Source organism: Micromonospora halotolerans (assembly GCF_032108445.1).
Lineage (GTDB): Bacteria > Actinomycetota > Actinomycetes > Mycobacteriales > Micromonosporaceae > Micromonospora > Micromonospora halotolerans.
Window position 1 is genome coordinate 159,128 of sequence record NZ_CP134876.1, and the last position, 12,523, is coordinate 171,650.

11 protein-coding genes are annotated in these 12,523 nt (G+C 74.9%); 3 read left to right on the forward strand and 8 right to left on the reverse strand.

Annotated elements, in window-relative coordinates:
* Positions 1 to 53 precede the first annotated feature (53 nt).
* The 3 genes from RMN56_RS00765 to pgsA are packed head-to-tail and all read right to left on the reverse strand — an operon-like array spanning position 54 to position 2,775.
* Complete coding sequence (locus tag RMN56_RS00765; protein ID WP_313721863.1) at positions 54 to 1,214, reverse strand: glycosyltransferase family 4 protein; 1,161 nt, start codon at positions 1,212 to 1,214, stop codon at positions 54 to 56.
* Between the two features lie 14 nt (positions 1,215 to 1,228).
* Entirely contained in the window at positions 1,229 to 2,158 is a 930-nt protein-coding gene (locus RMN56_RS00770) for a phosphatidylinositol mannoside acyltransferase (protein ID WP_313721865.1), read from the reverse strand.
* On the reverse strand, positions 2,155 to 2,775 hold the full coding sequence (gene pgsA, locus RMN56_RS00775) for a phosphatidylinositol phosphate synthase (RefSeq protein WP_313721867.1): 621 nt from the start codon (positions 2,773 to 2,775) through the stop codon (positions 2,155 to 2,157). The genes RMN56_RS00770 and pgsA overlap by 4 nt, the downstream gene beginning before the upstream one ends.
* A gap of 251 nt (positions 2,776 to 3,026) precedes the next feature.
* On the opposite strand from pgsA, the gene RMN56_RS00780 reads away from it, so the two are divergent.
* Entirely contained in the window at positions 3,027 to 5,189 is a 2,163-nt protein-coding gene (locus RMN56_RS00780) for an elongation factor G-like protein EF-G2 (RefSeq protein WP_313721868.1), read from the forward strand.
* A gap of 76 nt (positions 5,190 to 5,265) precedes the next feature.
* On the opposite strand, the gene RMN56_RS00785 is transcribed toward RMN56_RS00780, so the two are convergent.
* The 4 genes from RMN56_RS00785 to thrS form a co-directional block, all read right to left on the reverse strand.
* Complete coding sequence (locus RMN56_RS00785) at positions 5,266 to 6,324, reverse strand: aldo/keto reductase (protein ID WP_313721869.1); 1,059 nt, start codon at positions 6,322 to 6,324, stop codon at positions 5,266 to 5,268.
* Positions 6,325 to 6,398: 74 nt separating this feature from the next.
* Positions 6,399 to 7,019 (reverse strand): CG0192-related protein, encoded by a 621-nt coding sequence (locus RMN56_RS00790; RefSeq protein WP_313721870.1) that lies wholly within the window; start codon positions 7,017 to 7,019, stop codon positions 6,399 to 6,401.
* A 46-nt stretch (positions 7,020 to 7,065) separates the two neighbouring features.
* Entirely contained in the window at positions 7,066 to 7,632 is a 567-nt protein-coding gene (locus RMN56_RS00795) for an HIT family protein (protein ID WP_376787257.1), read from the reverse strand.
* Positions 7,633 to 7,707: 75 nt separating this feature from the next.
* Positions 7,708 to 9,732: a threonine--tRNA ligase gene (thrS, locus tag RMN56_RS00800; protein ID WP_313721871.1), complete on the reverse strand. Its 2,025-nt coding sequence runs from the start codon at positions 9,730 to 9,732 to the stop codon at positions 7,708 to 7,710.
* Between the two features lie 206 nt (positions 9,733 to 9,938).
* Between thrS and RMN56_RS00805 the strand changes: the two genes are divergently transcribed.
* Positions 9,939 to 10,787 carry a DUF1775 domain-containing protein gene (locus RMN56_RS00805; protein ID WP_313721873.1) on the forward strand — a complete coding sequence of 283 codons (849 nt, stop codon included), beginning with the start codon at positions 9,939 to 9,941 and terminating at the stop codon, positions 10,785 to 10,787.
* 32 nt (positions 10,788 to 10,819) lie between these two features.
* Here the strand turns inward: RMN56_RS00805 and RMN56_RS00810 are convergent, their stop codons facing one another.
* Positions 10,820 to 11,746, reverse strand: coding sequence for an ADP-ribosylglycohydrolase family protein (locus tag RMN56_RS00810; RefSeq protein ID WP_313721874.1), 927 nt, complete (start codon positions 11,744 to 11,746; stop codon positions 10,820 to 10,822).
* 73 nt (positions 11,747 to 11,819) lie between these two features.
* On the opposite strand from RMN56_RS00810, the gene RMN56_RS00815 reads away from it, so the two are divergent.
* Positions 11,820 to 12,509, forward strand: a complete 690-nt coding sequence (locus tag RMN56_RS00815; RefSeq protein WP_089155714.1) for a response regulator transcription factor — start codon at positions 11,820 to 11,822, stop codon at positions 12,507 to 12,509.
* The last annotated feature ends 14 nt before the right edge of the window (positions 12,510 to 12,523 follow it).

Here is a 12,523-nt window from a genome sequence, read left to right on the forward strand (position 1 = left end):
GGCGCGGGCACCGGTCGACGCGCTCGTCACAGCGGCCGCACCGGCCACCGGATTCAGCCCAGCCCCACCCATTCCTGGTCCATGACCCGACCGTCGGTGGCCTCGATCGCCGCTGCGTATACCTCCAGAACGCGCCGGGCAACCACGGGCCAGTCGAAATTCGCCACCACCTGGTCGCCGGCGGCGGTCAGCCCGGCCCGCTGCCCCGCGTCGTCGAGCAGTTCGCTCAGGGCGCCGCGCAGCGCCGCCGCGTCCCCGGTCGGGAAGAGCCGGCCGGCCCGCCCGCCGTCCAGCACCCGGCGGAACGCGTCCAGGTCGCTGGCCACCACGGTGGTGCCGGCGGCCAGCGCCTCGGTGAGGATCATCCCGAAGGACTCCCCGCCGGTGTTCGGTGCGACGTAGAGGTGCAGGCTGCGCAGCATGCGAGGTTTGTCGGCCTCGGAGACCATGCCGAGGAAGGTGACCCGGTCCCGCAGCTCGGCCGGGAACTGCCCGTACAGGTCCTCGGCGTCGCCCGGCCCGGCGACCAGCAGGCGCAGGCCCGGCCGGTGCGGGGCGAGCGCGACGAAGGCGTCCCGCAGGATCGGGAAGCCCTTGCGCGGCTCGGTGAACCGGCCGAGGAAGCCGAGCGTCCCGCCGGTGCCCGGCGCGCACTCCCCCGGCCAGCCGGGCAGCGGCTCGACACCGGCGAACTTCGCCACCGCCACCCCGTTGGGGATCTCCACGGCGCCGCCGTCCATGTGCTCCACCTGGACCTTGCGGGCCAGCGCGCTCACCGCGATCCGGGCGGTGAGCCGCTCCAGCAGGATCTGGAGCACCCCCTGCGCGGCGGAGAGCACGCGCGACCGGGTCATCGCGGTGTGGAAGGTGGCCACCACCGGGCCCCGGGCGCAGAGCACGGCGAGCATCGACAGGCTGGGGGTGAGCGGCTCGTGCACGTGCAGCACGTCGAAGTCGCCCCGGGTGATCCAGCGCCGCACCCGGGCCGTGGAGACCGGGCCGAAGGCGATCCGGGCCACCGAGCCGTTGTACGGCAGCGGCACGGCCCGGCCGGCCGACACCACGTACGGCGGCAGCGCCGCGTCCTCGTCGGCCGGGGCCAGCACGCTCACCTCGTGGCCGAGCCCGAGCAACGCCTCGGCCAGGTCCATGACGTGGTTCTGCACCCCGCCGGGGACGTCGAAGGAGTACGGGCACACGATGCCGATCCGCATTGCGCCCCGCTCCCTCAGATCGTCCCGGTGGTGGCCGGCGGCTGCGACATGGTGCCGGCGGTGCGCTGGTCCAGCCACATCCGCTGCAACATGTGCCAGTCTTCCGGATGCCGGGCGATGCCCGCCGCCAGACCGTCGGCAATCCGCTGGGTCACCGCGCGCACCCGGGCGTTCAGCGGGGCGCTGTCCTCCGCGGGCAGCTCCAGGGGGCCCTCGATGGCGGCGCGGGCGCCGTCCGGCTCGTACCACAGCGAGGCCACGTAGAGCGGCGCGCCGGTGCGGATGGCCAGCAGCGCCGGGCCGGGCGGCATCCGGGTGGGGCCGCCGAAGAACTCCACGTCCACGCCCCGGGCGGAGAGGTCCCGGTCGGCGAGCAGCGGCACCACGGCACCCGCCTGCAGCCGGTCCACCAGCACGTCGAACGCCGGCCGGTCACCCCCGGAGGTGGGCAGGATCTCCATGCCGAGGCTCTGCCGGAAGGCGAGGAAGCGCTTGTAGAGGCCCTCCCGCTTGAGCCGCTCGGCGACCGTGGTGATCGGCCAGCCGTTGGCCGCCACCCAGGCGCCGGCGGCGTCCCAGTTGCCGGCGTGCGGCAGCGCGACCACGGCCCCCCGGCCGGCCGCCACGTCGGCGGCGAGCTTCTCCTGGCCGTCGAGGTGGAACCCGGCGAGGATCTGCTGCCGGCTCAGGCTCGGCAGGCGGAACGCCTCCAGCCAGTACCGGGCGTACGACCGCAGGCCGTCGCGGACCAGCCGCTCCAGCTCCGCCTCGGGCAGGTCGGGGCCGACCACCCGGCGCAGGTTGGCGCGCAGCCGCCGCGTACCCCGGCCGTTGCCGCGGTGGGCGCGGTCGGCGCCCGCCCGGAAGGCGGCGGCGACCACGGGCCGGGGCAGCGCGCGGACCAGCCGCCAGCCGGCGACGTAGCCCGCCTCGGTGAGGTTCACTCCCGGCCGACCAGCTGCGCCTGCCGGTACACGTGGGCCATCCGCTGCCCGACCGTGAAGATCGAGACGGCGGCGAGCAGCCAGAGGGCGATCTCCAGGGCCGGGTCGACGCCGAGGCCGGTGAGGAGGCCGCCCACCCCGACGATCAGCAGCCGCTCCGTGCGCTCGGCGATGCCCACGTTGCAGGTCATCCCGAGCCCCTCGGCGCGCGCCTTGACGTAGGAGACCAGGCCGCCCGCGGCCAGGCAGAGCAGCGCGGCGGCCACCGCCGAGTAGTCGTGCTCGGTGGCCAGCCAGTAGGCGACCGCGCCGAAGACCGCGCTGTCGGCGATCCGGTCCATGCTCGAGTCGAGGAAGGCCCCGAACCGGGTGGAGCCGCCGCTCATCCGGGCCATCGTGCCGTCGAGGAGGTCGGTGAGCGCGAAGACCGTGACGATCAGCGCGCCGGCGACCAGATGACCGCGGGCGCCGAAGCCCAGGGCGCCGACGAGCACGCCGAGGGTTCCGGTCACGGTGACCGCGTTGGGGGACACACCGGCGCGGAGCAGGCCGCGCGCGACCGGCTCCACGACGCGGGTCATCCCCGCGCGGGCCGTCACTTGGAAGATCTTCGCCATGGCGGTCCCACGATAACGGCCGGCAGCGGTCGGGGACACAGCCGGTCGTCCCGACCCGCCTGGCGCTCTTGTGTCGGCCCGGTTGCCGGTGTGAGATCGAGCGTGGGAGGTGAGCCAGCTCACCGGACCACCCGTCCGCCTACCCGTCGTCCAGGAGATCACCGGAAGATATCGCCGCGGTGCCCGCCCCGGGCCGCTTCCCGTCGCGCGCGGCGGTCGCCACCACCACCGGTTGAGGGAGGTGCGCCGCGATGGCGCAGAAGAATCAGGAGAAGGGTGTCACCGGCGGCGCGCCGGTGGTGACCGAGCCCGGCAGGGTTCGCAACGTGGTGCTCGTCGGGCACTCCGGAGCGGGCAAGACCACCCTGGTCGAGGCGCTGCTCGCGGCCAGCGGCACGATCGGCCGGGCCGGCAGCGTCACCGAGGGCACCACCGTCTGCGACCACGATCCCGCCGCCGTGCGCCAGCAGCGCTCGGTGAGCCTGGCCTGCGCCCCGCTGCTGCACCGCGACGTCAAGGTCAACCTCCTGGACACCCCCGGGTACGGCGACTTCGTCGGCGAGCTGCGCGCCGGGCTGCGGGCCGCCGACGCGGCGCTGTTCGTGGTCTCCGCCGTCGACGGCATGGACGCCGCCACCGCCGCCCTCTGGGAGGAGTGCGCCGCGGTGGACATGCCCCGCGCCGTGGCGGTGACCCGGCTGGACCACCCGCGCGCCGACTTCGACGAGGCGGTGGCCCTCTGCCAGCGGGTCTTCGGCGACAACGTGCTCCCCCTCTACCTGCCGATGCTGGGCGACGACGGCGAGTCGGTCGCCGGCCTCATGGGGCTGATCACGCGGCGGGTCTTCGACTACTCCGCGGGCCTGCCGGCGGCGGTGCGCGAGCCGGACCCGGAGCACCTGCCGGCCATCCTGGAGTCCCGCAACGAGCTGATCGAGGGCGTCATCGCCGAGAGCGAGGACGAGACCCTCATGGACCGCTACCTCGGCGGCGAGGAGATCGACACCGAGGTGCTCATCACCGACCTGGAGACGGCGGTGGCCCGCGGCCACTTCTACCCGGTGGTGCCGGTCTGCGCGGAGACCGGCGTCGGGCTGGACGCGCTGCTGGACGGCCTCGTGGCGGCGTTCCCGTCACCGCTGGAGCACGAGCTGCCCGCGGTCACCGGGGTGGACGGCTCCCCCCGGCCCCCGCTGGCCTGCGACCCCGAAGGCCCGCTGGTCGCCGAGGTGGTCAAGACGACGGTGGACCGGCACGTCGGGCGGGTCTCCCTGGTCCGCGTCTTCTCGGGCACGCTCCGCCCGGACCAGGTGGTCCACGTGTCCGGTCACGGCATGGCCGAGCGCGGTCACCCCGACCACGACGCCGACGAGCGGGTCGGCCACATCTACAGCCCGCTGGGCGCGACGCTGCGGGAGGTGCCCACCGCGGTGGCCGGTGACATCTGCGCGATCACCAAGTCGGGCAGCGCGGAGACCGGCGACACGATCTCCGCCAAGGAGGAGCCGCTGCTCGTCGCCCCGTGGGAGATGCCGGAGCCGCTGCTGCCGGTGGCCATCGTGGCGAAGAGCCGGGCCGACGAGGACGCCCTGGCCCGCAACCTGGCCCGGCTGGTCGCCGGCGACCCGACGCTGCGGCTGGACCGCAACGCCGAGACCCACCAGCTGGTGCTCTGGTGCATGGGCGAGGCGCACGCCGACGTGGTGCTCGACCGGCTGCGCGCCGGCGGGGTGGAGCTGGAGACCGAGCCGGTCCGGGTGGAGCTGCGCGAGACGTTCACGGTCGCCGCCAAGGGCCACGGCCGGCACGTCAAGCAGTCCGGCGGCCACGGCCAGTACGCGGTCTGCGACATCGAGGTGACGCCGCTGCCCCGGGGCGCCGGCTTCGAGTTCGTGGACAAGGTGGTCGGCGGCGCGGTGCCGCACAACTACATCCCCTCGGTGGAGAAGGGTGTCCGGGCCCAGATGGAACGCGGCCTGGTCGGCGGCTACCCGGTGGTGGACCTGCGGGTGACCCTGTTCGACGGCAAGGCGCACAGCGTCGACTCCTCCGACGCGGCGTTCCAGACCGCGGGCGCGCTCGCCCTGCGGGACGCCGCCGAGAAGGGACAGCCGACGCTGCTGGAGCCCGTCGACGAGGTGACCGTGCGGGTGCCCGACGCGTCGGTGGGCGCCGTGATGGGCGACCTGTCCGGCCGGCGCGGCCGGGTGCTCGGCACCGAGCCCGACCCGGACGCCGAGGGTCGCACCCTGGTCCGCGCCGAGGTCCCCGCCACCGAACTGCTCCGGTACGCGGTCGAGCTGCGCTCGATGACCGCCGGCACCGGCACCTTCCGCCGCGAGTTCGCCCGCTACGAACCGATGCCCGCCCACCTCGCCGAGCAGGTCCGCAAGGAGGCCGGCGGGCGATCCTGACCACGCCACCACCCGGGCCGCCCGGGCCCGTCCCGGTCCGATCCGGGTGGGCGGCGGGTGCGGCGGGGCGGGCGGGTCAGGGGCGGGCGGCGGGGACGGGCGGCATCGGCCAGTGCGGGCGGTCGGCGTCGCGCAGGGCGGCCGCGCGCAGGGCCGCGAGCTGGCGCTCCACCTCGGCGAACTGGTCGGGGGCGAGCGGGCCGCGGTCCAGCGCGGCGGCGTTTTCCTCCACCTGCGCGACGGTGCGGGCGCCGGGGATCGGCACGGCCCGGCCGCTGCGCGCCCAGATCCAGCCGAGCGCGCCCTGGGCCAGGGTCCGGCCGTCGGCGGTCAGCGCGCCGCGGACGGCGGCGACCCGGCGCAGCCACTCCGGGGCGGGCCGGCCGCTGCGGAACCACTCCAGCCAGGTCGGCGCGGTGCCGCGCACGTCGTCGCGGGGCAGCGTGGACTCCGGGGTGTACTTGCCGGTGAGCAGCCCCATCCCGAGCGGCCCCCGGGCCAGGCTGGCCAGGTCGTGCTTCTCGCAGACGGCCAGCATGGCCGGGGCGTCCCGGAGCACCGACAGGCCGTGCTGCACGGCGGCGGCGCCCCGGGCGACCTGGGCGAAGGCGGCCGCCCGGTCGGCCCGGTCGGTGCTCCAGCCGTACGCCCGGACGAGGCCCTCGGCGACCAGGTCCTCACACGTGCCGATCAGCGCCTCGGCGCGGGGCAGCGGCAGGTCGGCGAGGTGCAGCTGGTAGAGGTCGATGCGGTCGGTGTCCAGTCGGCGCAGCGAGTCGACCACGGCCCGCCGCAGGTACTCCGGTGAGGCGTCCTCCCCGGTGGCCTGCCGCGCCCGCTCGTCGAAGGTGTAGCCCCACTTGGTGGCGATCACCGCCTCGTCGCGCCGGCCGGCGAGGGCCCGGCCGAGGATCCGCTCACCGTGCCCCGCGCCGTAGGTGTCGGCGGTGTCGAAGAGCGTCACCCCGAGGTCGAGGGCGCGGCGGACGGCCCGGATCGACTCCGCGTCGTCCACGACGCCCCAGCCCAGCGGCCGGGCACCCTCGGCCCACGGGCCGCCGATCGCCCAGCAGCCCATGCCGAGGGCGCTGACCGCGATGCCGCTGCGGCCCAACGGCCGCGTGCTGACTGCCATCGCCGCATCCTGCCACCTTCCCGGGACCCGTGGGCCGCTTCCTCACCCCGGGTGCCCGGCCGGCCGGCGGACGGTCAGCGGGCGTACGCCAGCAGCACCGGGTCGGCCTGTCCGGCCCAGGCGCCGGTCAACCGGGCCGGCGCCGGGGCGTCGGCCGGAGCCGGCCGGCGGACCAGGGCCAGCTCGACGTCGCCGGCCCGGATCAGCGTCGGGTCGCCGTCGACCACCTCGTCGACGGCGCCGAGCGCCGGCGCGGCGCCGGTCCGGGTGCCGGCCAGGGTCATGTTCGGGGCGCGCACCTCGCGCCGGCCGTCGACCTCGAAGTACTCCTCCGCCTGGCCGGCGTCGGCCAGGACGGCGGCGGCCAGGGCCGGCGCGTAGACCGGGTCGCCGCAGGCGTCGTACACCCAGCGCGGGCCGAGCGCGGAGTGGTCGGTGGTGCCGACCAGCCACCGGTCGGCGCCGGCCAGCGGCGCTCCGCGGTAGGTCAGCGGCACCTGGAGGACCGGCCCGTCGCCGGCCCGGACCAGCATGGTCTCGATGCCGACCTCGCCGGCCGGGTCGTCGAACCGGTAGGTCGCCACGCGGGTGACCTCGGCGCCGGGGGTGCCGGCGAACCAGGGCCGGCCGGGCAGCCAGGCGGCGAGCAGGTCGAGCTTCGAGGGGCGCAGTTCCGCGCGGTGCAGCAGGGCCATGCCCAAGATCGTACTGTCGGAGCCGGACCGGGGTCGCCCCCGGCCGTCAGGCCGGCCAGGCCTTGGCGAACAGGTCCCGGGTGTCGGCGAGGAGTTGCGGCAGCACCTTGGTGCGGCCGATCACCGGCATGAAGTTCGCGTCGCCGCCCCAGCGCGGCACCACGTGCTGGTGCAGGTGCGCGGCGATGCCCGCGCCGGCCACGCCGCCCTGGTTCATGCCCAGGTTGAACCCGTGCGCGCTGGAGACGTGCCGGACCACCCGCATCGCGTCCTTGGTGAACGCGGCCAGCTCGGCGGTCTCCGGCGCGTCCAGCTCGGTGTAGTCCGCCACGTGCCGGTAGGGGCACACCAGCAGGTGTCCCGGGTTGTAGGGGTAGAGGTTGAGCACGGCGAAGACGTGCTCGCCCCGGGCCACCACCAGGCTCTCGTCCGGCGGCAGGCCGGGGGCGAGGCAGAACGGGCAGCCGGTCGGCTTCTCGTACCCGCCCTCGGGCCGGTCCTCGCCCGAGATGTAGGTCATCCGGTGCGGCGTCCAGAGCCGCTCCAGCCCGTCCGCCAGACCGTTGTCGCCGCCGCTGCCGGCGCCGTCGAAGTGCCGTTCCGCCCCAGTCACACGCCGATCCTACGGTCACCGCGCCGGACCCCACCCGTCCGGACCAGCCGGGCGGGTGGGATCGCGACGGGCGGCTCAGGTGTTGGGCGTGCCCTCCGCCGACGGGCCGGAGTTGGTGCGGGACTTGACGACCTCCCGCACGTGGGCCACCGCCTCCTCGATCGGCACGCCGTTGCGCTGCGACCCGTCCCGGTAGCGGAAGGAGACCGTGCCGGCGGCCACGTCGTCGTCCCCGGCGATCACCATGAACGGGATCTTCTGCTGCTGGGCGTTGCGGATCTTCTTCTGCATCCGGTCGTCACCCGCGTCGACGTCGGCCCGGATGCCCTGCTTGCGCAGCGTGGTGACGAAGTCCTGGAGGTAGTCGGTGTGGTCCTCGCGGATCGGGATGCCGACCACCTGCACCGGGGCGAGCCAGGCCGGGAACGCGCCCGCGTAGTGCTCGGTGAGCACGCCGATGAACCGCTCGATCGACCCGAACTTGGCGCAGTGGATCATCACGGGCTGCTGCCGCGTGCCGTCGGCCGCCTGGTACTCCAGCCCGAAGCCCTTCGGCTGGTTGAAGTCGTACTGGATGGTCGACAGCTGCCAGGTGCGGCCGATGGCGTCCTTGGCCTGCACGGAGATCTTCGGGCCGTAGAAGGCCGCGCCGCCCGGGTCCGGCACCAGGTCGAGCCCGGTCTCCACCGCGCACTGCTCCAGCACGGCGGTGGCCGTGGCCCAGTCCTCGTCCGACCCGACGAACTTGTCCAGCCGGGCCTCGTCGCGGGTGGACAGCTCCAGGTAGAAGTCGTCGATGCCGAAGTCCTTGAGCAGGCTCAGCACGAAGTTGAGCAGGTGCTTGATCTCGGCCGGCGCCTGCTCCCGCGTGCAGTAGGAGTGCGAGTCGTCCTGGGTCAGGCCGCGGACCCGGGTCAGCCCGTGGACCACGCCCGACTTCTCGTACCGGTAGACCGACCCGAACTCGAACAGCCGCATCGGCAGCTCACGGTAGGACCGCCCGCGCGACCGGTAGATCAGGTTGTGCATGGGGCAGTTCATGGCCTTGAGGTAGTAGTCCGCGCCCTCGAGCTCCATGGGCGGGTACATCCCGTCGGCGTAGTACGGCAGGTGCCCGGAGGTGTGGAACAGGCCCTCCTTCGAGATGTGCGGGGTCCCGACGTACTGGAAGCCCTCCTCGATGTGGCGGGTGCGGACGTAGTCCTCCATCACCCGCTTGAGCACGCCGCCCTTGGGGTGGAAGACCGCCAGGCCGGAGCCGATCTCGTCGGGGAAGCTGAACAGGTCCAGGTCCGCGCCGAGCTTGCGGTGGTCGCGCCGGGCGGCCTCCTCCAACAGCCGCAGGTACGCCTTCAGCTCGTCCCGGGTCGGCCACGCGGTGCCGTAGACCCGCTGGAGCTGCGGGTTCTTCTCCGAGCCCCGCCAGTAGGCGGCGGCCGAGCGCATCAGCTTGAACGCGCCGATCAGCCGGGTGTTCGGCAGGTGCGGGCCGCGGCACAGGTCCGACCAGCAGACCTTGTCCTCGTTGGCGGCGAGGTTGTCGTAGATGGTCAGCTCGCCGCCGCCCACCTCCATCACCTCGGAGGAGTCCAGCCCCTCGCCCTTGACCTCGATCAGCTCCATCTTGAACGGCTCGGCGGCCAGCTCGCCGCGCGCCTCGTCGAGGCTGCTGAACCGGCGCCGACGGAACCGCTGGCCGGACTTGACGATCTCCTGCATCCGCTTCTCGAGCTTCGCCAGGTCGTCCGGCTGGAACGGCTTGGCCACCTGGAAGTCGTAGTAGAAGCCGTTCTCGATGGGCGGGCCGATGCCGAGCTTGGCCTCGGGGAACACGTCCTGCACGGCCTGGGCCAGCACGTGCGCGGTGGAGTGGCGCAGCACGTTCAGCCCGTCCGGGCTGTCGAGGGCGACCGGCTCGACGGCGATCTCCTCGGCCGGCTTCCAGTCGAGGTCGCGCAGCACGCCCTTGGGGTCGCGGACCACCACGATCGCCTTCGGGCCGCTCATCGGCAGCCCGGCCGCGGCCACCGCGTCGGCCGCCGTCGTCCCGGCGGCGACGACGACGGGGTCGGCCACGACGGGGGTACGGGGTGCGGACACGGTGACTCCTGTCGTCGAACGGGTGCGAATGTGCCGGGTACCGGCTCCTGCGATGCTATCGGTCGCCCGGACCCGCGCCGTCGGCGACGCCGTGCTCCCCCGTCCGAACAGTTCCGTCCCGCGTTGAACCTTTCCGCCGTCCCGCCCGAACTACCGGGTGGGGCCGGAGCCGGTTGCCGGCCGCGTCGACACGGATGGGGACGACCATGACGATGATCCGTCGGGGCCGGTGGTGGGCGGCCGCGCTGCTGGCCGCCACGGTCGGCGAGACGCTGGGCTGGCCCGGCGCCGCGAGCGCCGCCGAGGTGACCCTCACGACCTCACCCGCCCAGGTGCACCAGGGCGACGCCATCGAACTGGCCGTGGTGCTGCCCGAGGAGCGGGCCGGCAGCCGGACCAGCCGGATCGAGCTGCGGATGCCCGTGGACGCCCCGATCGGCGAGGTCTACCCGCTCTCCGTGCCCGACTGGGCACCCACCATCACCACCCGCACCCTGGACCAGCCGGTCGCCGGCATCCACTCCTCCGAGCTGAACCAGGTGACCGACGCGGTGTCCTGGATCCGCGTGCCCGGCACCACCAAGCCGGCCCGGCTCTCGCTCGGCATGGGCCCCATGCCGGCCACCGACAAGCTGACCTTCACGGTGATCCAGACGTACACCGACGGCACCGTGGTCCGCTGGGCCGACCCGCCCGGCGGCGCGCACCCCGCCCCGACGGTCACCCTGCTGCCCCCGGTGGCGGGTGCCGCCGCGCACGCCGGGCACGGCGAGCCGGTCGCCGAGGCCCCGGTCGAGGCGGCCGCCCCGGTACGGGCCGAGGACGACGGACCGAGCGCGGACCTGCTGCTGGGCGGCGGGCTGCTCGCCGGGCTGGCGGGCGGCGCGGCGATCGGCTGGCTGCTCAGCCGCCGCCGGCGCGACACCCTGGCGCTCCCGCCCGACTCCGCCACGCCGACCGACGGCACGCTCGCCCCGGCCGCCGGGGACGACCCTGCCGAACCCCGCCCCACCAGCACCGGCCCGGCGCCCCTGACCCCCACCGCCTCCCGCTGAGCACCGCGGGCGCGAGGCGGCCGGGCGGCACGTCAGGCGGAGGCGGTCAGCCAGGACGGGAGGGGTTCGCGGGCGGCGAGCCAGCCGTCCGGGACCCCGCCCGGGGTGCCGACCCCGGTGTGCGCGGCCACCACGCCGCCGGCGATCGCCGCCGTGGTGTCCACGTCCCCGCCCGCCTCGACGCAGGCGCGGATCGCCGCCGGATAGTCGTGCAGGTGGGTGGCGGCCACCCAGAGCGTGAAGGGAACGGTGTCCTGCGCGGTCACCCGGGAGCCGTTGCCCAGCGCCTCGGCGACCTCGCCGGCCGGGTGGCCGAGCAGCGCGGCGGCCCGGCGTACGCCCCGGTGCACCTCGCCGGCCGAATCGACGGCGCCGGCCACCACGGTGAGCAGCCGGGCCGGCTCGGGGCGGACCCCGTCCAGCCGGGCCCGCGCGGCCAGCGAGGCGGCCACCGCCACGGCGACCGCACCGGCGATCCCCTCCGGGTGCGCGTGGGTCACCTCGGCCGAGGCGCGGGCCTGGTCGGCGGCGCGCCGGGTGGAGTCGGCGTACCAGGCGCCGAGCGGGGCCACCCGCATGGCCGCGCCGTTGCCGCAGGAGCCCTGACCGTCGAACGCGGACGCGGCCGCCACCGGCCACGGCGTGCCGGCGCGGATCACTTCGAGCAGTTCCACGGCGCCGGCGCCGTAACGGCGGGCCGGGTCGTAGTGCGCCGCGAAGGCGAGCGCGAGGGCGTCCCGGTCCACCCGTCCGTGCGCGGCCAGCACGGTGAGCACCGAGCAGGCCATTTCGGTGTCGTCGCTCCACGGCCACGGGCCGTGCGGCAGCGCGTCGGCCCAGGCGGCGGCCGCGCTGCCCGGCACGAAGAACCGCGCGCCGAGGGCGTCGCCGACCGACAGGCCGGCCAGCGCGTCGCGCGCGAGCGTGAGGCGGGTGTCGGGGAAGAGAGTGAACGCCATCGTCGTCCCAGCTTGCCCGGTTCGCAGGAGCGCCGCAACGCGATCAACTTGCCACGCCGAGTACGGTGCTGACGTGGCAACCGTCCTCCTGGTCGAAGACGACCACGTCGTACGCGGTGCGATGTTGCGGTCCCTGACCGACCGGGGGCACGCGGTGCACGCCGTCGGCACGGCGCTGGACGCGCTGCGCCGGGTCGCCGCCGAGACACCCGACCTCGTGGTGCTCGACCTCGGCCTGCCCGACCTGGACGGCTCCGACGCGCTGCGGATGCTGCGCGGCATCACCGACGTGCCGATCATCATCGCGACCGCCCGGGACGACGAGCAGTCGGTGGTCCGGCTGCTGCGTGCGGGCGCCGACGACTACATGGTCAAGCCGTTCACCGGCGCCCACCTGGATGCCCGGATCACCACCGTGCTGCGCCGGGCCGGCCGGGCCAGCCGCACCGTCCAGCCGGCCGTGCACACGGTCGGCGGCCTGCGGGTGGACGTGGGCGAGCGCAGCGCCGTGCTGGACGGCGAACCCCTGGCCCTGACCCGCAAGGAATTCGACCTGCTGGCGTATCTCGCCGCACGTCCCGGCCGGGTAGTGTCCCGGCGGGAACTCTTGGAGGAGGTATGGCGGCAGCCCTCGGTCGGCGAGGACCAGACCATCGACGTTCACCTCTACTGGCTCCGCCGCAAAATGGGCGAGTCCGCGGCGAAGCCGCGTTACCTGCGCACCGTGCGGGGGGTCGGCTTCCGGCTGGTGGCGCCGGACTGAGGCACTCGCTGGCC

Excerpts from the sequence above, each read along its gene's own strand:
- RMN56_RS00765 (WP_313721863.1), bottom strand. The coding sequence starts at position 1,214 with ATGCGGATCGGCATCGTGTGCCCGTACTCCTTCGACGTCCCCGGCGGG.
- pgsA (WP_313721867.1), bottom strand. The coding sequence starts at position 2,775 with ATGGCGAAGATCTTCCAAGTGACGGCCCGCGCGGGGATGACCCGCGTC.
- RMN56_RS00780 (WP_313721868.1), top strand. The coding sequence starts at position 3,027 with ATGGCGCAGAAGAATCAGGAGAAGGGTGTCACCGGCGGCGCGCCGGTG.
- RMN56_RS00785 (WP_313721869.1), bottom strand. The coding sequence starts at position 6,324 with ATGGCAGTCAGCACGCGGCCGTTGGGCCGCAGCGGCATCGCGGTCAGC.
- RMN56_RS00790 (WP_313721870.1), bottom strand. The coding sequence starts at position 7,019 with ATGGCCCTGCTGCACCGCGCGGAACTGCGCCCCTCGAAGCTCGACCTG.
- RMN56_RS00805 (WP_313721873.1), top strand. The coding sequence starts at position 9,939 with ATGACGATGATCCGTCGGGGCCGGTGGTGGGCGGCCGCGCTGCTGGCC.
- RMN56_RS00810 (WP_313721874.1), bottom strand. The coding sequence starts at position 11,746 with ATGGCGTTCACTCTCTTCCCCGACACCCGCCTCACGCTCGCGCGCGAC.